This is a genomic window from Lactococcus muris (assembly GCF_042849115.1).
GTDB lineage: Bacteria > Bacillota > Bacilli > Lactobacillales > Streptococcaceae > Lactococcus > Lactococcus muris.
In genome coordinates this window covers 96,425-117,943 of sequence record NZ_BAAFQO010000006.1, presented here as the reverse complement: position 1 = coordinate 117,943, position 21,519 = coordinate 96,425, and the positions used below count along the sequence as shown (strand labels likewise).

At 39.9% G+C, this 21,519-nt stretch carries 20 protein-coding genes; 2 read left to right on the top strand and 18 right to left on the bottom strand.

The genetic code is table 11. The features are described from left to right. Positions 1-21: 21 nt before the first annotated feature. The 5 genes from ACGHCK_RS05200 to ACGHCK_RS05180 form a co-directional block, all read right to left on the bottom strand. Positions 22-705 (bottom strand): O-methyltransferase, encoded by a 684-nt coding sequence (locus ACGHCK_RS05200; RefSeq protein ID WP_202230919.1) that lies wholly within the window; start codon positions 703-705, stop codon positions 22-24. Beyond that, entirely contained in the window at positions 705-2,510 is a 1,806-nt protein-coding gene (gene pepF, locus ACGHCK_RS05195) for an oligoendopeptidase F (protein ID WP_271328197.1), read from the bottom strand. Before pepF ends, ACGHCK_RS05200 begins: the two co-directional genes overlap by 1 nt. Then, positions 2,494-3,498 (bottom strand): competence protein CoiA, encoded by a 1,005-nt coding sequence (locus ACGHCK_RS05190; protein ID WP_251422361.1) that lies wholly within the window; start codon positions 3,496-3,498, stop codon positions 2,494-2,496. The genes pepF and ACGHCK_RS05190 overlap by 17 nt, the downstream gene beginning before the upstream one ends. A 93-nt stretch (positions 3,499-3,591) precedes the next feature. Next, positions 3,592-4,692, bottom strand: a complete 1,101-nt coding sequence (locus tag ACGHCK_RS05185) for a YdcF family protein (protein WP_271328196.1) — start codon at positions 4,690-4,692, stop codon at positions 3,592-3,594. 71 nt (positions 4,693-4,763) lie between these two features. Continuing rightward, the gene (locus tag ACGHCK_RS05180; RefSeq protein WP_251422335.1) at positions 4,764-6,185 is read right to left on the bottom strand and encodes an NCS2 family permease; all 1,422 of its coding nucleotides are present in this window, start codon (positions 6,183-6,185) and stop codon (positions 4,764-4,766) included. 351 nt (positions 6,186-6,536) lie between these two features. Between ACGHCK_RS05180 and ACGHCK_RS05175 the strand changes: the two genes are divergently transcribed. Then, positions 6,537-7,361 (top strand): HAD family hydrolase, encoded by an 825-nt coding sequence (locus tag ACGHCK_RS05175; protein WP_202230915.1) that lies wholly within the window; start codon positions 6,537-6,539, stop codon positions 7,359-7,361. A 429-nt stretch (positions 7,362-7,790) separates the two neighbouring features. On the opposite strand, the gene ACGHCK_RS05170 is transcribed toward ACGHCK_RS05175, so the two are convergent. From ACGHCK_RS05170 to rpsT, 5 genes are all read right to left on the bottom strand, one after another. Further along, positions 7,791-8,498: a Bax inhibitor-1/YccA family protein gene (locus ACGHCK_RS05170; RefSeq protein ID WP_202230914.1), complete on the bottom strand. Its 708-nt coding sequence runs from the start codon at positions 8,496-8,498 to the stop codon at positions 7,791-7,793. Positions 8,499-8,599: 101 nt separating this feature from the next. Next, on the bottom strand, positions 8,600-9,259 hold the full coding sequence (locus ACGHCK_RS05165; protein ID WP_251422341.1) for a uracil-DNA glycosylase: 660 nt from the start codon (positions 9,257-9,259) through the stop codon (positions 8,600-8,602). A gap of 444 nt (positions 9,260-9,703) precedes the next feature. Beyond that, positions 9,704-10,360 carry a GyrI-like domain-containing protein gene (locus tag ACGHCK_RS05160; protein WP_251422343.1) on the bottom strand — a complete coding sequence of 219 codons (657 nt, stop codon included), beginning with the start codon at positions 10,358-10,360 and terminating at the stop codon, positions 9,704-9,706. A 292-nt stretch (positions 10,361-10,652) separates the two neighbouring features. Further along, the gene (locus ACGHCK_RS05155; RefSeq protein WP_202230911.1) at positions 10,653-11,087 is read right to left on the bottom strand and encodes a Spx/MgsR family RNA polymerase-binding regulatory protein; all 435 of its coding nucleotides are present in this window, start codon (positions 11,085-11,087) and stop codon (positions 10,653-10,655) included. A gap of 173 nt (positions 11,088-11,260) precedes the next feature. After that, a complete protein-coding gene (gene rpsT / locus ACGHCK_RS05150; protein WP_202230910.1) occupies positions 11,261-11,494 on the bottom strand; it encodes a 30S ribosomal protein S20 in 234 nt (77 codons plus the stop codon). 151 nt (positions 11,495-11,645) lie between these two features. Between rpsT and ACGHCK_RS05145 the strand changes: the two genes are divergently transcribed. Further along, entirely contained in the window at positions 11,646-12,155 is a 510-nt protein-coding gene (locus ACGHCK_RS05145) for an HD domain-containing protein (protein ID WP_202230909.1), read from the top strand. A 40-nt stretch (positions 12,156-12,195) separates the two neighbouring features. Here ACGHCK_RS05145 and recD2 read toward each other — a convergent pair whose 3' ends face one another. The 8 genes from recD2 to ACGHCK_RS05105 all read right to left on the bottom strand — a co-directional run bounded on the left by recD2 (position 12,196) and on the right by ACGHCK_RS05105 (position 21,490). After that, positions 12,196-14,628 carry an SF1B family DNA helicase RecD2 gene (gene recD2, locus ACGHCK_RS05140; protein WP_251422346.1) on the bottom strand — a complete coding sequence of 811 codons (2,433 nt, stop codon included), beginning with the start codon at positions 14,626-14,628 and terminating at the stop codon, positions 12,196-12,198. Beyond that, entirely contained in the window at positions 14,625-15,221 is a 597-nt protein-coding gene (locus tag ACGHCK_RS05135) for a histidine phosphatase family protein (RefSeq protein WP_251422349.1), read from the bottom strand. Before ACGHCK_RS05135 ends, recD2 begins: the two co-directional genes overlap by 4 nt. Continuing rightward, the gene (locus tag ACGHCK_RS05130) at positions 15,218-15,703 is read right to left on the bottom strand and encodes a shikimate kinase (protein ID WP_251422352.1); all 486 of its coding nucleotides are present in this window, start codon (positions 15,701-15,703) and stop codon (positions 15,218-15,220) included. The genes ACGHCK_RS05135 and ACGHCK_RS05130 overlap by 4 nt, the downstream gene beginning before the upstream one ends. Then, the gene (gene aroA / locus ACGHCK_RS05125) at positions 15,694-17,004 is read right to left on the bottom strand and encodes a 3-phosphoshikimate 1-carboxyvinyltransferase (protein ID WP_251422355.1); all 1,311 of its coding nucleotides are present in this window, start codon (positions 17,002-17,004) and stop codon (positions 15,694-15,696) included. The genes ACGHCK_RS05130 and aroA overlap by 10 nt, the downstream gene beginning before the upstream one ends. 484 nt (positions 17,005-17,488) lie before the next feature. Further along, complete coding sequence (locus ACGHCK_RS05120; RefSeq protein WP_394304498.1) at positions 17,489-19,150, bottom strand: hypothetical protein; 1,662 nt, start codon at positions 19,148-19,150, stop codon at positions 17,489-17,491. A 259-nt stretch (positions 19,151-19,409) separates the two neighbouring features. After that, the gene (locus tag ACGHCK_RS05115; RefSeq protein WP_251421922.1) at positions 19,410-19,967 is read right to left on the bottom strand and encodes a GNAT family N-acetyltransferase; all 558 of its coding nucleotides are present in this window, start codon (positions 19,965-19,967) and stop codon (positions 19,410-19,412) included. Next, positions 19,957-20,847 carry a sensor histidine kinase gene (locus ACGHCK_RS05110; RefSeq protein WP_271328184.1) on the bottom strand — a complete coding sequence of 297 codons (891 nt, stop codon included), beginning with the start codon at positions 20,845-20,847 and terminating at the stop codon, positions 19,957-19,959. Before ACGHCK_RS05110 ends, ACGHCK_RS05115 begins: the two co-directional genes overlap by 11 nt. After that, on the bottom strand, positions 20,834-21,490 hold the full coding sequence (locus ACGHCK_RS05105; protein WP_202230900.1) for a response regulator transcription factor: 657 nt from the start codon (positions 21,488-21,490) through the stop codon (positions 20,834-20,836). Before ACGHCK_RS05105 ends, ACGHCK_RS05110 begins: the two co-directional genes overlap by 14 nt. Positions 21,491-21,519: the final 29 nt, after the last annotated feature.

The following is a 21,519-nucleotide window of genomic DNA, read 5'->3' as shown; positions in this document are numbered from 1 at the left end:
TTTACCTGTCTGTCTCTCGTATCATCTCCTCTTAATCATTAAGATGCCGTCTCCCAAAGGAAGGATGCTTGTAAGATACTTTGGATTGTCTAAAGCCTCATCAAAAAGGCGACGTAATCCACGTTCAAGCGCACGTTGATTACGTTTAATTTCCATAATAGGAATAAGAATTTCTCCTCCCTGAAAAATATCATCCATAATAATCACACCGTTTTCAGAAAGTAGCGCCATTGCCTTTGGCAAAAACTCAACATACTTGGATTTAGCGGAATCCATAAAGATAAAGTCAAACTCTCCCTCTAAGTCTGTCAAAAGCTCTGCTGCATCCCCTTCTAAAAGGGTGATTTGTTTTTTAGTATCATATATCGCCAAGTTCTCTTTAGCTAGGGCAATCATCTCTGGGTTGCGATCAATCGTAATAATTTCTGCTTCAGGTGCTGCTTCAGCCATCATCAGTGCAGAAAAACCAATAGCTGTACCTATCTCTAGAATTCTCTTCGGTTTCATGAGATCCAACAGCAATTGGAAATAAACAACTGTCTCATGTGGGATGATAGGAATATTGTTTTCATGAGCAAATGTCTCAACATTTTTTAGTGGACCTGTAATTTGCGTTTGACGTTCTCGCATAAAGTCTACAATTTCTTTCTTTACAACAGGTCGGTTCATCATGGGATTACTTGTTCTCTTGTATGTCAAAACCATTATAAATGAACCCCTCTTTCAACCAATTTTTCAAGCTCATTCAATCGTTTTTCAAAAACAGCAAAAGCTGACTCCAAATACGCACTACTTTCCATATCTACACCTGCTCGAGCAATTACAGCCAATGGATAATCACTCGATCCCGCTTTCAAGTATTCCAGATACTTTTCACGCGCCTCTCCATTCTCATGTATAATCGTTTCTGCAAGATAACTGGCTGCAGCAAAGCCTGTGGCATATTGGAAAACATAGTAGTTGTAATAAAAATGCGGAATCCGCGCCCATTCATACTGAATTTCAGGATTTTCTGCAGCAGATAAGCCGTAATATTTTTCATTAAGTCCAGCATAAAGTTGATTCATAAAAGCACTGGTCAAAACCACTCCTTCTTGGTCGGCTTTATGAATCTCATGTTCAAACTCGGCAAATTGACTCTGCCGGAAAACCGTGCCTCGGAAACCGTCAAGCCAGTGATTCAAAATAGCAAAACGTTCTTTTTCATCTTCCGTATCAGCCAAAAGGCGTTCTGTCAGTATATTTTCGTTCGTCGTTGAGGCAATTTCTGCAAGAAATATCGGATAATCACCATAAACATAGGGTTGGTTTTCTCTTGTAAATGTTGAATGCATACTATGCCCCATCTCATGGACCAAAGTAAACAAGTCATCTAGAGTTTCCTGCCAGTTCAACAGTATGAAAGCATTGGTGTCGTAGCCACCTCCAGAATATGCACCGGAACGCTTCCCAATATTTTCTGCAACATCTATCCAACGCTCGTTAAAAGCTTTTTCCACATGAGCAGCGTACTCCGCCCCATAAACTTTAAGAACTTCTTGTGATTTTTGGATGGCTTCTGCATAACTAAACTTATAGTCAAGATGGGATAAAGGTGTATAAACATCATACATCTTCAAGTCATCTTCTAAACCTAGGATTTTTCCTCGAAGTTTCATGTAGCGATGCAGGAGGGGTAAATGTTTATTTACAACCTCCAATAGCTTGTCATAAACTTTTTCTGGAATAAAATTACTGGCCAACGCTGCTTGACGTGCTGAACTATATCCCCGCACCTTAGCTTTAAAATTATGAACCTTGACATTCGTTTGAAGCGTCTTAGCGTAAGTATGTTGATATTGTTCGTAATTGCTGTAAAGGGCTTGATACGCTGCTTTACGAACCTTACGTTCCTTGCTTTCCATGAGCGAAGTATAATTGCCATGCGTAAGCTGGATTTCTCGCTCTTTTTCATCCTTAATCATCGGAAGCTTGATATCTGCATTGTCAAAAATTTCAAAAGTTTCTGCTGCTGCACCAAAAATCTCACTTGCTGCGGCCAGCATTTTCTCCTCTTTCTGGCTGAGGACATGCGCTTTCTTAGCAAGAAGACGCTCAAACATATGCGAAAATTGTTCAAGCTTTGGCTCTTCTGACTTAAATCTTTTATAATCTTCTGGAGATAATTCGAGAAATTCTGGTTCATAAAAGGCAAACTTTTCTTCAAGTTTTGCGTATAACTGTGTAGCTTTGGCCTCGTATTCTTGATAAAGACTCACTTGAGTATCTTGGTCATGTTTCATTGAAGCATAAACATATACTTTTTCAACTGCCCGTGAAAACTCTAGTTCCGCTTCTGTAATTTTTAGTAAACTTTGCGCGCTATCCAGAAGATGCCCCTCAAAGTGCTCTACTTCTTCCAACCCCTTCTGAAGTTTTTTCAACTCTAATTCCCAAGCTTCGTCACTTTCAAAGATTGTCGTCAAATCCCAAGTCAACGCTTCAACTATCTCATCACGTTTTTTGACCATTTTTCTTCCTATCTTCCTTTTCATTTTTATCCTTAATTATAGCATAGAAACGCGGTGCATGCAGTGTTTCAAGCTCTCTTGCTGCAAAGTTTTCGTAAAAATTTCGATAGTAACTCTCTAAGGAATGATCCAGTTGATAAAAATATTGTTTTTCTTCCTTTTTCAAGGCATACGTCAACAAATTCAGGCCTGGCGGACTCCAGTACCCTTTATCCAAGTCCAATGTTAATAAGTTTTCTCCTGCTTCATAATATTCTCCTTGTACCTTAAGCCATTTCGGCACTTGATGATAAAGCTGTCTCTGAATAAAAGACTGCATTCCTTTGCTTGGTGGAGCTTTTAAATGCAGGTCTAATTTTTCCTTAAATGGCAAACGAAGCACTTCCAAAAGTCCTCCTTGAAACCAGTCAAATTCTTCTGTGAGATAAATAAGTCGCCCACGTAAGTCTTGATGTATCAAGGATTTTAAGCGTACTTTCTGTCTTTCTAAATCTAACTCCCAAAAGTAAAAGCCTCTGTTTTCCGAGTAATAGAGTAAACTTTTTTGTAAAGCAGTCAAAGAATTTTTTAGCCATAAATCTTTTCCCTGAAGCCAAAGAACATAGTAGCCATTGGCCCTGTAGCTTAATGTGCGCTCTTTTAATCTTTGTAGCGAGAGAGAGGAACACTGTATCTCAATAGCTAATTTGTCATTCACTAATAAATCCGCTGTCTGCTGTATCTGTGGTAAATACTTTTCAATTTCAACTTTTTCTTTTTGACGTAGCCACTGATACAAACCAAGTTTTAACTCCAAATGTTGAGCAGATTCATGTTCAGACCATGAAGAACAATTTTGTAAAGAGATATGAGCAAAGTGTGAAATTTTTATCTTGCCCTTTTTTAAACGCACGGATGATTTGCAAGCTGGACAATAAAAGGGTTCTTTCAATTTGTTACTCTCTAGTATATTTACAGTTTGTCCATTTTTATCTAAGGCTATCAGCATACCTTCTAACACGTAAATTCGTTTCATAAATCACTTTTTATTACAGATAAAGCAAAAAAACTCGCAGAAAGCAAGTTTCTTCATAACAGATTTTTAAGGATTGAACACAAAATGGTCCATAAATAAAACGAAGAGAGAAAAAGCAATAAAGATACCTGTGATTAAGCCTACCCAGAAAATGTGTTTACGGCGTTGGCTATTCATGACCGCAATAAACTCCCGAATAAATGCTGGGAGTCGAAAATATAGTGGCGTCTTCCCTCCGGTACCACCTTGAGCATTTAAACCTTGTTGAGCGGCGAAGAGAACTGCACGAAAAACATGATAGTCGGAGGAGAAAAATAGGAATTCTTCATTTTTCTTGTTTTCAGCTTTATCGATTAAGACGGAGGAAAACTTTAAATTTTCGAAAGTTGTTCTCGATTGATCCTCAACCATTGTACGTTCTTCTGGAAATCCAAGTTGCTCAATCGCATACTTTTGCATTGCTAAAGCCTCAGAAAGTTGCTCGTCCTTACCTTGTCCGCCTGAAAAAACAAGAATTGTTTCCGGGCTAGCTAACGCCAGACCTGCGCGGATTCGATTTGCCAAAAGTGGACTGACATGTTGACCATTGATTAATCCTGATCCTAAAATCACGTGATATTTAGCAAACTTTTTACGAAAACGACGTCCATAAGTCCAGCTTGAAAAAAAGAAAACAATGAATTGCCAAAGCAAGTAAAAGGCAAGAATAGGGTAAATATAACTTAGAAGTTGCAACCAAAGCCAGCCTTCTGACAAAGAAGACACACGAATATAGATCCAATCTACCAGAAAGAAAACAAGCATAATTGCAGGGAGAATCAAATTTGCAAGACTGTGAGATTCGCGCCGCCACATTTTGACGGTTAAAATAACAATCCCAATCGGAACAACAAAACTAATCATGAATGCTGGAATCAAAAAGAGTGCCAGCTCAATAATGAGTATAACCACGATGACTTCCCTATGGTAATTATAGTTCGCAGCAAAAATGATACCCATAATACCATTAAACAGGACAAAAAGACTTGCCAAAAATCCAATGGTCAGTCGCCCCAAGCGTAATGTTCTCAAATCCTTCAGACGATGCGATTTTGTATAAAAAATAACAGTTGGGATTAGTGCTAAAATACTAATCACTGAAAAAACAATAATAAGTGGTGTTTCCATAACATCATTTTAACATAAAAACCCGCTTAAAAAGCGGATGTTTCTCATAAATTAGACTATAATCTAGGTCCTTAGAGAATAGCCAATACTGCGAAGTTCAATGCAAAGGCGAAGGCTACAATCCAAATAATTGGTTTGACTTCCTTAATCTTACCTGTGAAAAGTTTAGAGAAGATGTATGTAATAAACCCAGCAGCGATCCCATATGAAATAGAGTAGCCCAATCCCATAAATACAGAAGCGAAGAAAGCTGGAATAGCTTCACTCAACTCAGACCAATTGATTTCTTTAAAGGAGCCCAGCATCATCATACCCACAATAATCAAGATTGGGGCTGTTGCTTGTGTTGGAACAATAGCCAGTAAGGGCAAAAATAGGCTAGAAACTGCGAACATTCCAGCAACAACGATTGAAGTTAAACCTGTACGTCCGCCTGCACCAATACCTGCTGCTGATTCTACATATACAGTTGTGTTTGACGTACCGAAAATTGCCCCAATCGGCGTTGCAATCATATCCGCAAAGAGCGCTTTATCCATCTTAGATGAGAAACCTTTGCTATTAGCCATGTCTTCAAAATCTTGATCAGAGAAAATCCCTGTACTGCGTCCTGTACCAATAAAAGTACCAATCGGATCAAAGATAGAAGTCAAAGAAAATGCTAGAATCGTCATTAGCACCTCAATGATACGTGAGGAGTCAGAAAACAGACTACACAAACCTTGTGAGCCAAGTGCAGCACCAAATGTGGTCCCCATCTCATTTATAGCTGTTCCAAGATTGTTGTCTGAGAAAAGCGTATTCATATCAACCTTTGTAACACCTGTCACGAGCGCAAGAACAGTAGTCACTACGATTGAAAGGAGGATTCCAGCCTTCCATTTGCGAAGCACAAAGAACATCGTTACCACAATGCCCACAAGAGCGATTAAGACACCTGGATTATCAAATTTCACAAGTCCTGGAACAATTGTTGAATCCGCTGTAATCGTCCCGTGATTATCTGAATAAGTCCCTGGTGAAGCAATAAATTCCAAAATTCCTGCATTTTTAATACCAATGTAAGCGATGAAGATACCAATACCTCCACCAATAGCATGTTGCAAACTTTCTGGAATACCTAAGACAATTGCTTTACGGATAGAAGTAAAGGTAATAATAATATTGACAATCCCACAGATAAAGACCATGGCCAAGGCTTCTTGCCAAGTATAACCAAGAGAGATAACGACCGTATAAGCAAAAAAGGCATTGATACCCATACCTGGCGCAAGAGCATACGGGACATTAGCGATTAAACCGATGGCTACAGAGCCAACAATTGAAGCCAAGATAGTCGCTAAGAAGACTGCTTGAACTGGCATGCCTGTTGTTCCTAAAACATCAGGATTAACAAATAAAATATAGCTCATGGCAAAGAAAGTGGTAATACCTGCCATAATTTCACGGCTAACTGTTGTGCCGTTTTCTTCAAGTTTAAAGAACTTGTTCACGAGGATAATCTCCCTTTTTCTAATGTTAAAAAAATAATTATTTCTACATCCCTATTCTAATGTCTTTCAAGTTCACTTTCAATTCATTTTAAGCTATTCTTCAGATTAGTTGCTGCATTATTCGGAAATAGCTAACTTTAAAAAAGTAAATCTCTCTTTATTAAGCCATTTACGATTATGTTATAATATCTCTAGCACTAATTGTAAGTAGAAGGTAAAGAAATCCCTCTTCATAAAAAAATTATAACAGCGAAATTCAAAGGTGATCGTTTTGAATTTCTACGGATAAACCCTCCGCACTTGTGCTGTTATAATGACAGTGTATTATGTTTAGAAAGCAGAACAACTTCCATGGACAAGAACAATCAAAAGCTCATTGCCATCGATCTTGACGGAACGACACTTCACAGTGATGGCAAAACTATCAGCCGCTATACAAAATATGTCTTCAAACGCATCGAAGAATTAGGACACATTATCTGTATCTCGACAGGTCGCCCTTTTCGTATGTCCTTAGATATTTATCGTGAATTAGAACTTAAAAGCCCCATGATTAACTTTAATGGTGCCTTGATTTCTATGCCCGATAACCGTAATTGGGAGCACACAAAAGGACATTATATTGATCGCTCATTTGTATTTGATTTTTTGCGCCATCAACAAAATTTTGATTTGGAGTTTTTTGCTGTCGAGTACCGCCGGAAGTTTTTCCTCAACAGCTTTCGCTATGTCGAGCCAAAATTGTTTGGTGTAGAAAAATTTCATCCTTATAACCGTCTTCGTGCTGATCGTCTGGATGACAACCCTCATGCCGTTCTTCTTTCAACGCGTGTCAAAGACAAGTTTCGCCTGGCCAAGCAGATTCAAGATCACTATAATGGAAAAGTCAGCGTAAGCGGATGGGGAGGACCAAATGGCATTCTTGAAATTGTCCCTAAGGGAGTGAGCAAAGCATCAGGTCTCAAACATCTCCTCAAAGTTTTAGATATTCCCAAAGAAAATTTGATTGCTTTTGGTGATGAACACAATGATATTGAGATGTTTAAGCTGGCAGAAGAGGCTTATGCAATGAAAAATGCTTCTTCTCGCCTCACGCCCCATGCCACCGAAATTATTCCTTGGACAAATGATGAAGACGGTGTTGCTAGAAAGCTTGAAGAACTCTTCTTGAAATAGCACTTTCCACACATCTCCTTTTCAAAGTTACTTTAAAATATAAAAAGCTTTATCATTTCTGATAAAGGCAGATTACAGACAAAGTCTCTGGATTTTGTCTTTTTTCTATGGAAGAATGCTACAACGGAGCTAAGGGAATAGACACAAGAAGAGTCAGATTCAAAAAATAGGGCAACCGCTGGAAGAAAAATCCCTGCTGTGCTTGGGGAATGACGATAAAGCATTGCTCATATTTTTATTTTTGATCCCAAACTTGGAAATCAGACCTATCGAGTGCTGGAATAAATAAAAAAGTTGCTGTATCAGTAATAAAAATCATCCTTAAACCAGAGAACTTTCGCGTTTTCAACACCTAGGTTGAAAACTGGATATAAGCCATAAATAAAAAGAGATAGGGACAAAAGCATCTCTATCTCTTTTTGGTATTCATTAATCACGACTACTTCCCATGATTCCGAAAATTCTCAAAAGTGAGAGGAAAAGGTTAATAAAGTCAAGATAAAGTGACAAGGCCATGCTAACTGCCCAGCCATTGCTTACGTTACCACTGTTTTGACGATATACCTGCTCAATTTTTTGGTTGTCCCACGCAATCAAACCGCTGAAAACAAGTACGCTGATGATTGATGAAACAAAGACAACCATTGGACTTCTTAAAAAGATGTTAATAACACCTGCAATAATCAAACCAATCAGCATTCCCATCATAGCACGTCCCATGCCTGACAAGTCACGTTTAGTTGTCCGCCCATAAACAGAAAGACCAAAGAACATACCCGCAGTGGAAACAAAGGCTAGAGTAACATCAGAAGCTGTGTAAGCAGCAATCGTAAAGCTCATCATGAAGCCCATCATTACCGAGAAACCGATAAACATCGGTAAAGCGGTAGGTTTATTTTTCATGGCTGCATTTTGCATTGGGAAAATAAGAATAAGTGGCAGGAACCAAATAACAAGCATTCCAAAGCCTGCACGATGCACCAAGTTCTGAGCTGCTTCCCAGAAAACATTAATTGTCAAAAAAGATGTGAGTGCTGAAACGGCAACCCCAATCCCCACAATTCCATAGATGCGTGCAAAGAATTGGTTTAACGACACCTGGCTACTGTTCTGATTATTTATAAATGGATTTTCCATGATTTCTCCTTTTTAATTCTATCATTAGGACTATTCTACCAAAATTTTCTAGGACTGTCATCCGACTAACGTCCTATTTTTTAACTCTTTTCATATTTTTCTTATTTTGACCAGTCTATTCCTGTTTGACCTGTTTGCTCTAAAAATGCATTCGCTCTTGAAAAAGGACGAGAGCCAAAAAATCCACGCGCAGCAGACAACGGAGAAGGATGAGCAGACTCAATAATCAAATGTTTATCCGAATCAATAAGTCTGGCTTTCTTTCGCGCATCTCCTCCCCACAACAAAAAGACTTTAGGGCGGTCGTCGTCTGAAGCAATTTTGATAATTTCATCTGTCAAAGGTTCCCATATTTTTCCTTTATGGGCATTGGACTTTAATTTAGGAACCGTTAAAACAGCATTAAGGAGCAATACCCCTTGTTCGGCCCAATGGGTCAAATCTGAATCTCGTTTATCAAAACCTTCACTTTGAAGTTCCTTCTGAATGTTAACAATAGAATCCGGACGGTGAACAACAAATGAAGCTGGGTATGAAAAGCTTAGTCCCTGTGCTTTTCCAGGCTGCGGATAGGGATCTTGTCCAACAAGGACAACTTTTACCTCCGCTAAAGAAGTAAGTTCAATTGCCCGAAAAATCTTATCCTCAGGTGGATAAACTTCTCCTTGGGAATAAGCATGATTAATGAAAGCTACTATTTTTCGAAAATACTCTTCAGGCAATCGTTCTCTCAAAGGACGACTCCAGTCTGTTTTTTTCATTGTTCAACCTCCTTGTAGTAGATAACCTATTGCCAAGTCACAAAACACTCACACTAGGATATTTTCCTTCTATTTTACCTTATTTTTATATTATCGGCTAGCTCCCACCCGTATAAACCTTTCTTTTTAGTCTGTTTTTATACTTCGCTTGTAGCGCTACGAGGTTTTATATTTTACCAACCTCTTTGACGATTCTAGAAAGATGCTAACTGGAACTCTTTATTATTCATATAAAAATGACAAGGCAGGACGTTTTATCTTTCTCAATGTCATAAGAAAACACTGAAAATAAAATTCAACGACAGTCAAGGGGGCTGCTGCTCATCTATTGGACAAATATTTTTGGACTTAACTATACATGCATCTATAAGCTACCTATGGTTTGATAAATACTCTTGTACACTTTAAATTCCTAGACGTGTCATCTATTCAGAAAAAAGCTGTTTATATTTTATCCTCTTCTTTAGTTCTGGCGTACTGTCGAAGCACTGTTTTTAGTTTTTCCGGTGCGGTCTTTCGAAAATCGCTGAGATAAATCTCACGATGATGATAGGCTTTGTGGATGAGTTGAAGTCCTTCGGCAGCTGCAAATTCTTCCATCTGAGCAAAAGTATGAGCCTCTTCGTCAAAAGATCCCTTATGTAGAGCCTGCACACAAAAACCATCTTCTATTTTTTCATATTTTACATGAGAAAAATCCTGTTTCTTTTTTCGCTCTGCTTCTTCTTTGGCCCACTCTACAACTTCCTTGGTGACAAACTCTGGCATTCTAAGCATTATTTTCCAAACAAAGTCCTCCTTTTTTAAAGGTTCGCCTTTCTTGGGAACAGTTTTACTCGTCCATAGTCCTTCCAAAGGAGGCACAACAAAACGGTAAAAATTAGGAATTTTGCAATCTTCCTTTTTATAAGACATGGAAATCGTATAAGCAACAGGGTAAAGGGAAGCAATCGCTTTCTGAAAAGTCTCTCCTGCGGGTTCACCCGCTCCTGAAACCGTTAAATAAGTCATCTCTGGAACCATAATCGCCTCTACCTTTTTCGGATAATAAAACTTTTTCTCCGTCTTTTTAAAGTCAACTTTCTCTGTTTCAAACGTCATTTAATTTTTGGAAATGGTCGCAAAAGTAAACAGCAGTTGATTTACTTTTTTCTCACCGCTTCCTTCTCCTTCCTTTTCTGCTTTCTAGCGTATTTTCTTCTCAAAACTGATAACAATTTATCCATTCATTATATCATTTATCTTTTCTTATCCAACAACAGTTACTATTATAAATTTTAATATGGAAATGTTGCTATGCTGATATTTTTGATAGAAAAAAGAGGTTAACATCACCTCTTTAATCAAATATGAATAGAGTAGCACTCAGTGTGAGCGACTAAATGTTTACTTTTTAACTCGCCTGAATTTTAAATTTACCTCCAAGAGCAATACTACGAATGCTTTCACTGGCATTAGCCATCTCCACACGACGTACTGTTCTTGGTAGGAACTTACGAATGTCATCTTCGTTATAACCAACCTGAAGACATTTGTCATTGACAATCAAAGGACGTCGTAAGACAGAGCGATTCTCATCTATAAAGCGAACGAGTTCTCCTAAGGAAAGTTCATCTAGTCTTGTTGCAATTTTTTTATAAATTCGGCTGCGCTTTGAAAGTATTTCACCTGTTCCTTCTTCTGTTAATGAGAGCATATTAAGAAACTCTTGCTTTTCGATATTATCCGTCAACAAATTAATCTCTTGATACTCAATCCGGTGTTCATCCAGCCACTCTTTTGCCTTTTTAGATGAGCTACATGTCGTTACTGTATAAATTTTTAGCATGGTTGTTTCTGCTTTCCTTATTTTTTTCTTATTTATTCATAAACTAATTATAACATTTATAACAGAACTGTCAAGTATATGTTTTAAAAAAAGCTTTTGTAACTATATTGTAATATAAAAAGTAAAAAAAAGAAACCTATCATCTGATAGGAATATTTCTTGTAGTTTAAGAATTAGCCCAATTTAGCAGCCAAACGTGACTTGTCACGTGAAGCCTTGTTCGCATGGATGAGACCTTTTGATGCAGCTTTGTCAATCGCAGAGCTTGCAGCTTTGTATGTGTCTTCACTTGGTGCCTTTTCAAATTTTTTGATTGCAGTACGCATTGCAGATTTTTGTTGTGAGTTGCGTTCGTTAGCAGCCACGTTCAATTCAGCGCGTTTGATTGCAGATTTGATATTAGCCATTATTTCCTCCAAATTTTTGTAATACCTATAAATTATACAGGATTTTTGGCTTTTTAGCAACTGTTTGTCTGAATAAAATCCAATTATTTTCCTTTTTTTATTTGGACAAATTGCATATTGCTATTTACATTTTATCAATTGGTGCTATAATATGAATATGAAATTAGATGAAAATCCTTGGTTGACAGATGCTGAATTTATGAGTTACGTTGGTCACTTTCTTGAGATGCCAGAACTGAAACAGCTTGATGAAATCACACATCACTATACTTCAACACGTTTGATTCACTCTATAAAAGTGAGTTATGTAAGTTATTTAGTTTGTAAAAAAATGGGCTGGAATGCAAAGTCAGCTGCACGTGCAGGGCTTTTGCATGACCTCTTCTACTACGATTGGCGCGACACTAAGTTTAACAAAAGTCATGCCTATGTTCATCCACGCATTGCTGCACGTAATGCTGCAAAAATCACAACACTTTCAGATCTTGAATACGATTGTATTGTTAAACATATGTGGGGCGCAACGCTTGCGCCACCGCGTTACAAGGAAAGCTGGGTAGTTACTCTAGCAGATGATTATGTCGCAATGACTGAAGGTATAGAAACTGCACGTTTCAAATGGAAAACGCGTAAATACTTTAAACGCCATCTCCCTATCTAAGAAAAAGACTTGCTCAGAATGGATAAGCAAGTCTTTTTTTCTATTTGAAAATAAGGAAATCTTCTTCTGTCAAACCAATCAAAGGGTCAAAATCTCCCGAAGCGATTAAAGCTGTAGTAAGAAAGGGCTCTTTCACCAAATTTTCAGATATGTCTTCTTCTGAAAAAAGTGAAATTTCTTCTACTGTGGAACTTTCCTTCTTCTCCGCAGTAACAAGCTCCATCTGAGGTTTTGGCTGCTTATCCAGCACTTCAGATTTACCAGAAAAGCGCTCAATCAAATAAGTTTTACGGTTGGCACTTTCTTTTTGTACAGCCTGAGCAAATGCTCTCTGCTCTCCAATAAGGATGAGACTCTGTTTGGCACGCGTGATGGCCGTATAAAGTAAGTTTCGCTCCAGCATTCTTGAATAAGAAGAAACCATCGGAACAACGACTGTTGAAAACTCGCTCCCTTGCGACTTATGAATAGACATGGCATAAGCAAGCGTTATCTTATACCACTCGGCGCGAGGATAAGTCACTTCTTGACCATCAAAATCCATTACAATTTCATCTTGTTTGCTTTCCGTATGCTTGGCAGGGACCAGCTTAACGATTACTCCTAGATCCCCATTAAAAACATTGCATTCTGCATCATTAACCAGATGTAAAACCTTGTCTGCTTGACGAAAATGAACATCTTGATAGTTAAACTCTTGTCTTCCTTCTAAAGGATTGAAAAGTTCTTGGAGTAAAGCATTGAGTGTGTTTATTCCTGCCATTCCTTTGTACATCGGTGCCAAAACCTGTAGCTCAAAAGGATTGTTTCCTCTTTTTTTCCAAGCTGTTGCAACCTGGGTCACCAGATTTGCCACCTGACTTGTACTCGCTTCAAAGTAGGAGCGGTCTGGATGACGGCTGGTAAAATCTTGAGGCAAGCGTCCTTCCCTAATTTCATGTGCAAGATCAATAATGGTTGACTCTTCCCCCTGACGGAATATTTTATCCAATCTTACTGAAGGTATCTCAGATATTTTTAAGAGATCCGCAAAAACTTGCCCGGGACCAACAGAAGGGAGCTGATCCGCATCGCCCACAAAAAGAACCTTCATGGAAGGCGGAATGGCTTGCAAAAGTTTATTTGCTAACCAAGTATCCACCATTGAAAACTCATCCACGATGAGCAGGGAACCTGAAAGAAGATTACTCTCTGTGTCCATAGCTTCATCTGTATTTAAACCCAAATGACGATGTAAAGTTGCTGCTGGCAAGCCAGTCAGCTCATTCATCCGTCGACTTGCTCTCCCTGTCGGTGCAGCCAAAAGTATGGGAAAAACATCATCATGATAGTTCTCGGGATCCAGATCAATACCATAAAGTTTCGCATATGTTTCAATAAAACCGTTGATAATCGTTGTTTTCCCTGTCCCAGGTCCACCAGTTAAAATAAAGAATTGACTTTTTAGCGCTTGAATAATTGCTTCTTTCTGTAGCTTATCGTATGTAATCTCCAAATCATGCTCAACCTGTCCAATCTGCTCCAGAATTTTCTCATCTGAAAAAGGTTGCGAACTGGGTTGAATCAGTTTTTTTAAAGAGGCACTGATGCCTTCTTCAGCAAAGTAAAGCGAGTTTTCAAATATTTTTGTTTCTTCTTGCTGAATTTTTCCTTCTTCTAAAAGAGGGTTGATTTCTTCAGCTACATATTCTGGCGCAATCTCAACTTGTCTGGAGTCCTCCAAAAGTTGAATAGTTTCCAGCAAAAGGTCATGTGCTTCGATATATGTATCCCCTGTAATCATCGGTTGTGTCTTCACCACGTGCATTAAAGCTGCCCTAAAACGCGCATGACTGTCGGCTGCAATCCCTAACTCTTGAGCAATTTGATCTGCTGTTTTAAAACCGATACCCTTTACATCTTCTACCAGCTGATAGGGATTTTTAGCAATAATCTCTAATGTTTCATCCTTGTAAAGCTCATGAATCTGAAATTGTAGCTTGCTTGGAATACCATACTCAGCTAGCTTGGACAGTATTTTTTCAACACCGTGATTGTCACGCAGGCGTTTAATGAATGAATTTTTTCTTGCGAGGGGCAGTATTTCTCCTAACTCTTCAGGAGCACCTAAAATGCTGTCTACAGTATTTTCAGGAAATCGCGCAACGATTTTTTCGGCCGTTTTTTTACCAATACCTGGAAATTTATCTGATGAAAAATACTTGATTAAGCCTGCAGCACTGGTTGGTACGGCTTTCTCATAAGTTTCTACCTGTAACTGTTCCCCATACCTTGGATGAGTTGTCATCTGCCCATAAAACGTATAAGTATCTCCCTCTATCAGGTCGCCAATCGTTCCTGTCACGACAATCTCATAGCCTATATAATCGCTGTTTGTTTCATCAATTTCCAGCAAAAGAACCTTGTAAAAATTGCTAGGATTGCTGAAAAAAATAGCCGCAATGGTTCCTGTAAAATATATTTTTTCTGTCATAATTCTTGATTCCAATGAGTGATTTGAAAGCCTTTATCCTTTGCTTCCAAGACAGTTACACTGTTGTTCGCTAAGCCTCCTGCTGCGCGCAATTCCCATATGGGAAACCCTGCCAGATGCCGCATACCTGCTGTTCCAGAAGCACCGTGCCCGACAAGTAGGATATTTTCAGCTTCATCCTTACGCAAATCTAGCGCTAGGCTGTCAAAACGATTTAAAACCTGTTCAACCGTTTCAGCCCCAAAATGTCGACCGTCAAAGTTTTGTAGCTCATTCCGAGATGCATACATTTCTTTTGGGTATTTTAAGAGTGCATCTGCAACAAGCTGACCTTCAAGTTGGCCAAAATTCCACTCAGACAGGCGAGGATCTTTTTCAACTGGCAAATCAGTCAAGAGCTCCGCTGTAGTAATCGCTCGAGCTTGAGGACTTGAAATAACCCTATCAAATCGTACAATCTGCGACAGTTTTTCACTGACACGCGCAATGGCCTCATAAGATTCAGGCAAGAGAGGCGAATCCCCCTTCTGCCCTTGGAGCCTTTTTTCTAAATTCCACTGTGTTTTTCCATGTCTAACAAAATAGATTTTCATTTCAACTCCTGAATTTCTTTGACTACTTCCTCTGGACCTTTGCCCCGAGTTTCAATAACAATATCGGCTACCTCTTCGTAAAATTTGACACGCTGAGCAAAAAGTTTTTTAACTTCTTCCTTTGATTGGAAAGCCAAGGGACGACTGTTCTCCTTGTCCAATAAAATGCGCTCATAAAGGGTTTCAAAATCTGCCTTCAGATAAACAACATTTCCCAGTTTTTTCAAACAGTTGCGATTTTCAATCAAGTTGACAATGCCACCACCTGTAGCTACGTTAAAGCCTGAGAGAATTGCCGCTTCAAGTTTTTCCCTTTCAATTTTCCGAAATTTATCTTCTCCATATTCTTGAAAAAACTGTGCAATAGTCATGCCAACCTCTTTTTCAATCTCCTTATCAAGATCAACAAAATTTTCTTTATCAAGAGCTTTTGCGACAGTTGATTTGCCGGCAGCCATGAAGCCTATTAAAATCACTGCCATTCCCTATCCTCTCTGCTCCCAGCAAGTAAAGTTTCCATGTCATCAAAAAAACCTGGATAACTTGTGCTTATGGCTTGACTTCCTTCTAGACTGACCTCTCCTTCTGAGATAAGAAGAGCTGCAATGGCAGTCATCATACCTATACGATGATCGCCATATGTACTAATCTTCTTCTTTGGCGCATGCAACTTTGTTTTGCCTCTGATTATCATGCCATCTGCTGTAGGTAGGACATTGGCTCCCATAGCTTGCAAAGTATCTGCCACTACCGCAATTCGATCTGTTTCCTTTATTCTAAGTTCCTCAGCATCCGTAATGACCGTTTTTCCCTCAGCCTGAGTTGCTAGGAGCGCAAGAATAGGTAGCTCATCAATAAGCCTTGGAATTAAGGCGGCAGATATTTTCGTTGCTTTTAGGGCACTGTGCTTTACCTTAAGTGTTGCTGATAGCTCTGTCCGTTCGGATACTTCAACTTGTCCTCCCATATCTTCAATGACATCAAGAATTCCTGTTCGGGTTTGATTTATACCAACATTTTTGAGCTGGATATTACTTTCTGGGATAAGCAAAGCTGCTACAATCCAGAAGGCTGCGGAAGATATATCTCCGGGCACAGTTATCTCTTGTCCTTCTAGTTTCTGTCCACCAGGAACTAAAATTCTCTTACCAGATATCTCAATCCTTCCACCAAATTGTTGAAGCATCTCCTCTGTATGATTACGGGTCAGCTCTTTTTCAACTATTTCTGACACTTGACCTGTTTCCGTTTGTAGGGCAGCAAATATCAAAGCAGACTTAACCTGTGCAGAAGCTACTGGAAGCTGGTAGTTTATTGGTTTCAAATGTCCCCCGCGAATTTTCAAAGGGGGAAGGAAGCGTTCGCCTTCTCCCTCAATTTCCGCGCCCATCAGTGTTAGAGGTTGGGCAACACGATCCATAGGTCGTCTTGAAAGAGAGGCATCGCCATACATGTCAGTTTCAAAAGGTAGACCTGCTAAAATTCCAGACATTAAGCGCATAGATGTTCCCGAATTCCCCATGTTCAAAGGCTTTCGAGCAGATTTTAACCCCTCAAAACCTCTCCCCTGAATGCAGACCATTTTTCCATTGTCTTCAATCTTGACACCTAAAGCCTGAAAAGCTTGGATGGTTGCTGTAACATCTTCTGCTCTCAAAATGTGATGCACCCGTGTCTGTCCATGAGCAATAGCACCAAACATAATCGAACGATGTGAGATTGATTTATCTCCAGGGACTGTGATAGTTCCCTTAAGTCTCCTTGCATTTGTTGTGAGTTTCATTATTAACCTTGTAGCTTTCTTCTATGCGATTTTATCTTCTATTATAGCACAAGTCTTAAGATGAAATATTGGAGTGCTGTTATGTAACAAAAGTGGCTTGGTCTCTGGATAAGTTAGAGTTCAAAAAATAGAATATTAGTGCAACACACAACATGAAAAATATAAAAATCATACACGACAATACAGGATATTTTTTCTCCTGCTTCCCTCTGTTTCTAGATTAAGAGAAAGCAAAATTAGACCGAAATCCTTGTTACTCATGCTACCATTTCCTATTCTTTCACTTTAACAAAAGAAAAACTGTAGCTTAGTGCAATCAAGAAAAACTATAAAACATCCCTCGTTTACTGGTTTTGAATTGAAAAAACTCTGAGACAAGGACCCAAAAACAGAAAAACGCTCACTTTCGACATTTTTTGTGTCAAAAGTGGGCGTTTTCGAACTCTGAATTTGAACTTTCGTCCAAAACTTCTGAAAGAAAGTTCTAAGGAGCTTGGTTGATGATGAGGGCTGGGCGCATGCCGCCATGTGCTCCAGCAAGATTTGTGGTCCAATGGGAATTTAGCCATCCGTTACCTCCATTAATAAACCAACCTGTATCAGGATTAGGACTTTGTGATGAAAGCGTACGCGTCCACCAAAGGGTATCATTTGCACCTACACGTCCTTCCCTACGAGGAAAAGCACGACCTGGGCCTGACAAGCGCACCACATCTGCTACGGAAAGAGTAAAAGCACGTGGTGTGCCACCTGAGTCAACTTGAGTGATGTCAGCTGCAGCATCAGGAAATTGAGCCAAGCTGCTGGCACTCATTATCCAACGCCAGCCGCCTTCCCAAACAATATCTTCATCCAAAATAGCAGGGCCTATATATGGGACAGAGACAGGTTGAATCATCGCCTGAACTTCTGGGGCAAGAGCTTGACGCCAAGTATTCAATTCTGCTTCATGTTGTGTCAAGGGGATATTCGTAATTACACCATTCCGAATAATCATATGATTCCCAGAACCCATGTTTTCAAGGTAGCGGTACTGCTCCCCAGCCATGGTAAAGATACGGCCCGGACGCATGGTCGAAAAGTCAAAGGCTGATGCTGGGCTGTCTTCGTTAGGCAGTGGGTTCGGGCCGTCATCAAACATCACTCCGTTCTGGATACCACGGAGAAGGTCTGCCAGCTCCGCATGGTGTTGCTCCCCGTCATTGAGGAACTCCTCATGCTGGTCAGGGTGTACCAGTCCACTCTCAACATGGATTCCATAGTAGTAAAAACCGTTAAAGACCTTGTCCTCAATGGCAGCTGTCATCTCCGCTGCATTAAGCAGGTAAGAGCTGGCTTGCTCACTGTTCAGTCTGTTGGCCCAGTAAGCCCAACCTGTGTTGTGGTCAACCACCCAGAAGTTGCCTATCTTGTCTTCGTTAGGCAAGGTGCTCCACTGGTTCATGGTCATTGGGGCACGGTCTTGGGGGAGGTTCTGGGCAGTTTGGTTGGTCACTTCTTCTCCCGGCCAGACTGGACCACTGTTGTCAAAGCTGCCGCCTGCTGACCAGTAGGCATCTGTTCCGTCACCCGGATGTGTCGCACCGTCTGTAACGCCATCTGTTGCCTCGTTCCCTTCAATCCAGTCCCGCGCATGACCTGCCGCTGCTGTTCTTAAGTCCAGGTTGTCATGATTGAAGGTCGGCATATACCATGGGGCATCTTGACCGGAACGCTCCCAACCGAAGATGAGTGTGGCATACTGGTCAAAGGCATTGGACGGATTATTGTTTGCACGGTCATTGATATTGCCTGCGCTTGGGATCCATGTGGTCCAGTTTTCTACATCCTCACGGCTGGTCCCTGCCACCAAGGGGGTGAAGTTGGCTTCATCACGTTGGCGGGTTTCGAGGAACTCGGCCAGGCGTATCCGTGCCATGATTGGCCGTTCGCCGTAGTTTTCCACGAAGACGTCCTTGTTTTCGGTGTCTCGGTTGTAGTAGTCGTGGACACGGCCGCCGACATTGATGTCCACTTCATTCAGCCGGTCATTGATGGCCCGTTGGTTGAAGGCTTGGAAGGCGAAGGTGCCGCCTACTGCGAGTAACAAGAGCGACAGGAGTGCAAGGTTGCGCAGCCGCCGCTGTTTTTTCTTTTCTGGTGTCATAAACTCCTCCTTTGACGTAACCTGTGGTTTAGATTTTTCTTTACATTTGTATTTCTAATGTTACGTTTACTTTCTGAGTCTATAGTATAAAAAAAAAAAAAGGTCAAATGAAATGAGTGTTTGATGAGAAAAGCGAGGAGGGTTTTCACTTGGACTTGTTTTCAGTTTCCGTAACCAGCGCCCGAAACGCGGACAAAAAAGAAGCTCTTGCCTGAGCTAGAGCTTCTTAACTTCATGACATTATCAGCAATGAATACTTTTATTTACGCAGTGCTTGATACTCTGCTTTTGTCAACGCCCAGTAATCGCAGAGTACAGAACGCTTCTCTTTCGCAATATAAGTATAAACTTGACCAATCTTTCGCATGCCTATCTTCTCCATCACACGACCTGACTTCGGATTTTCCGCATCGTGCTCCGCAGTAATGACTTGCACTTCTAGCTGATTAAAAGCTAAATCTCTAAGGTATGCAGCAGCCTCTGGCATGAGACCTCTTCCCCAGAACTTGCGGTTAAGCACCCAGCCAAAGATAGCTTGATCTCCCTCTAATCTTAAGTCAATAGTACCAATCATTTTCCCACTTTGTTTATCCACTACTCCCCAGCATATTAAACGATTGGGTATAAAATAGTTGACAATACTTTCTTCTGTCATTTCTAAGCTTTTATGCTCTGGAAAAGTGACGTAACGCACAACTTCTGGGTCGCTGGCATATTCAAACATATCCTCTTTGTCAGAAAGTTCTATCTTTCTAAAAACCAATCGCTCCGTTTCAAAAACTTGGAGCTCCGCAAGTATAACCTGTTTATCTTTCATCTTTTTTCACCTCAACCTTTGTTCCTATACCAACGTCTGAACTTATCCCAATCTCAAAGTCCAGACGGTCAAAGATAAGTTTTGTCAAATAGAGTCCTAAACCTGAAGCCTTATAGTGTCCCCGGCCGTTATATCCTGTAAAACCATGCTCAAATATCCGCGGTAAATCCTCAGGTAAAATCCCTATTCCTGTGTCACTTAATTCGATTTTATTCTCTTCAATAGTAATCGTCAAACTTCCTTCATTTGTATACTTTATCGCATTATTAAGCAGTTGCTCTAGGGCTAGAGCTAACCATTTTCGGTCAGTAACTACTTCCCAATCTCCTGACAGCGTGACGGATAAGTTTTTCTGGATAAAAAAACTACTGTATTTTTTAAGAAGTTCACTCATAACAAGAGCAACCGAAAACCTCTCAAAACGAAAGTCTGTCGAAATGTTAGATATGCGTTGATATTCCAGTAGCATCTTCAGATAATTATCCAAGGCAAAGGTTTGATTTTTTAGCTCTGTTGGATTTATCTCTGTTTGTGCCATTAAGTCTATAGCAGCCAGAGGTATCTTCATCTGATGAGACCAGACTTTAAGGATATCTTCAGTTTCCCTAATATGTCGCTCCCTCTCTACTAGTTTTTCACCCAAATCAGCCAACTCATGCTTGAGGTCCAGCAAGATTTCCTCCCGCTTTTCCCAGCGAAAATAAGAAGAAAGCAGATAAAGTACAAATACAATCAAGGCCAATATCGTTGCGTTTATGAGTGATTCTATCGGCAGATGCCAGAGTAGAAAATTGCTGACAAAAATAAAGAGCATGAGTAAAAAGACACCAATCTGAGCAATCTTTGTCTGTAGAAATCTCTTTATTTTATTCCAAGGCATAGCCTACACCTCGCTTCGTCACCAGATGTGCGAAACCTATTTCCGCCAGTTTCTTGCGTAAGCGCGCCATCTTCACATTTAAAGTATTGCTATCAATAAATTCATCCGTTTGCCAAAGTTCCTGAAGGATAACTTCCTTGCTGACGACTGCACCATTTGCTCTAAAAAGTATACTTAAGATTTTGTTTTCTGATGGTGTAAGTTCAACTTGCTTTTGGCCAAACTTTACCCTATTTTCAGATAAAATAAATCCTGCAAATTCTAATTTTTCTGGACCTGAAAACTTATAAGAGCGACGTAAGAGAGCCTTTATCTTGGCCTTCAATATCTCTAATGAAAAGGGCTTTGTCACGAAATCATCTGCCCCTTGGTTCATAGCTGTCACTTGATTCATATCATCACTCATTGATGAAATAAAGATAATCGGAATTTGGGAAACTTTTCGTAGCTCTGTTGTCCAATAAAATCCATTATAAAAAGGCAAGCCGATGTCCATCAACACCAAATCTGGCTCTGCTTCCAAGATTTCTTGCTTTACTGCTCGAAAATTTAAAACAGAATGGACCTGAAATTCAGTTTTTAAAGCATTGGTCAACATTTTGACAATTGTTTTGTCATCCTCGACAATAAAAATCTTGGGCATTTCTCCTCCAAAAATATTTTCTAATATCT

Bases quoted from the DNA above. Each gene is read 5' to 3' on its own strand.
- ACGHCK_RS05200 (WP_202230919.1), bottom strand. From the start codon at position 705: ATGGTTTTGACATACAAGAGAACAAGTAATCCCATGATGAACCGACCT.
- pepF (WP_271328197.1), bottom strand. From the start codon at position 2,510: ATGGTCAAAAAACGTGATGAGATAGTTGAAGCGTTGACTTGGGATTTG.
- ACGHCK_RS05190 (WP_251422361.1), bottom strand. From the start codon at position 3,498: ATGCTGATAGCCTTAGATAAAAATGGACAAACTGTAAATATACTAGAG.
- ACGHCK_RS05185 (WP_271328196.1), bottom strand. From the start codon at position 4,692: ATGGAAACACCACTTATTATTGTTTTTTCAGTGATTAGTATTTTAGCA.
- ACGHCK_RS05175 (WP_202230915.1), top strand. From the start codon at position 6,537: ATGGACAAGAACAATCAAAAGCTCATTGCCATCGATCTTGACGGAACG.
- ACGHCK_RS05170 (WP_202230914.1), bottom strand. From the start codon at position 8,498: ATGGAAAATCCATTTATAAATAATCAGAACAGTAGCCAGGTGTCGTTA.
- ACGHCK_RS05165 (WP_251422341.1), bottom strand. From the start codon at position 9,259: ATGAAAAAAACAGACTGGAGTCGTCCTTTGAGAGAACGATTGCCTGAA.
- ACGHCK_RS05160 (WP_251422343.1), bottom strand. From the start codon at position 10,360: ATGACGTTTGAAACAGAGAAAGTTGACTTTAAAAAGACGGAGAAAAAG.
- ACGHCK_RS05155 (WP_202230911.1), bottom strand. From the start codon at position 11,087: ATGCTAAAAATTTATACAGTAACGACATGTAGCTCATCTAAAAAGGCA.
- rpsT (WP_202230910.1), bottom strand. From the start codon at position 11,494: ATGGCTAATATCAAATCTGCAATCAAACGCGCTGAATTGAACGTGGCT.
- ACGHCK_RS05145 (WP_202230909.1), top strand. From the start codon at position 11,646: ATGAATATGAAATTAGATGAAAATCCTTGGTTGACAGATGCTGAATTT.
- recD2 (WP_251422346.1), bottom strand. From the start codon at position 14,628: ATGACAGAAAAAATATATTTTACAGGAACCATTGCGGCTATTTTTTTC.
- ACGHCK_RS05135 (WP_251422349.1), bottom strand. From the start codon at position 15,221: ATGAAAATCTATTTTGTTAGACATGGAAAAACACAGTGGAATTTAGAA.
- ACGHCK_RS05130 (WP_251422352.1), bottom strand. From the start codon at position 15,703: ATGGCAGTGATTTTAATAGGCTTCATGGCTGCCGGCAAATCAACTGTC.
- aroA (WP_251422355.1), bottom strand. From the start codon at position 17,004: ATGAAACTCACAACAAATGCAAGGAGACTTAAGGGAACTATCACAGTC.
- ACGHCK_RS05120 (WP_394304498.1), bottom strand. From the start codon at position 19,150: ATGACACCAGAAAAGAAAAAACAGCGGCGGCTGCGCAACCTTGCACTC.
- ACGHCK_RS05115 (WP_251421922.1), bottom strand. From the start codon at position 19,967: ATGAAAGATAAACAGGTTATACTTGCGGAGCTCCAAGTTTTTGAAACG.
- ACGHCK_RS05110 (WP_271328184.1), bottom strand. From the start codon at position 20,847: ATGCCTTGGAATAAAATAAAGAGATTTCTACAGACAAAGATTGCTCAG.
- ACGHCK_RS05105 (WP_202230900.1), bottom strand. From the start codon at position 21,490: ATGCCCAAGATTTTTATTGTCGAGGATGACAAAACAATTGTCAAAATG.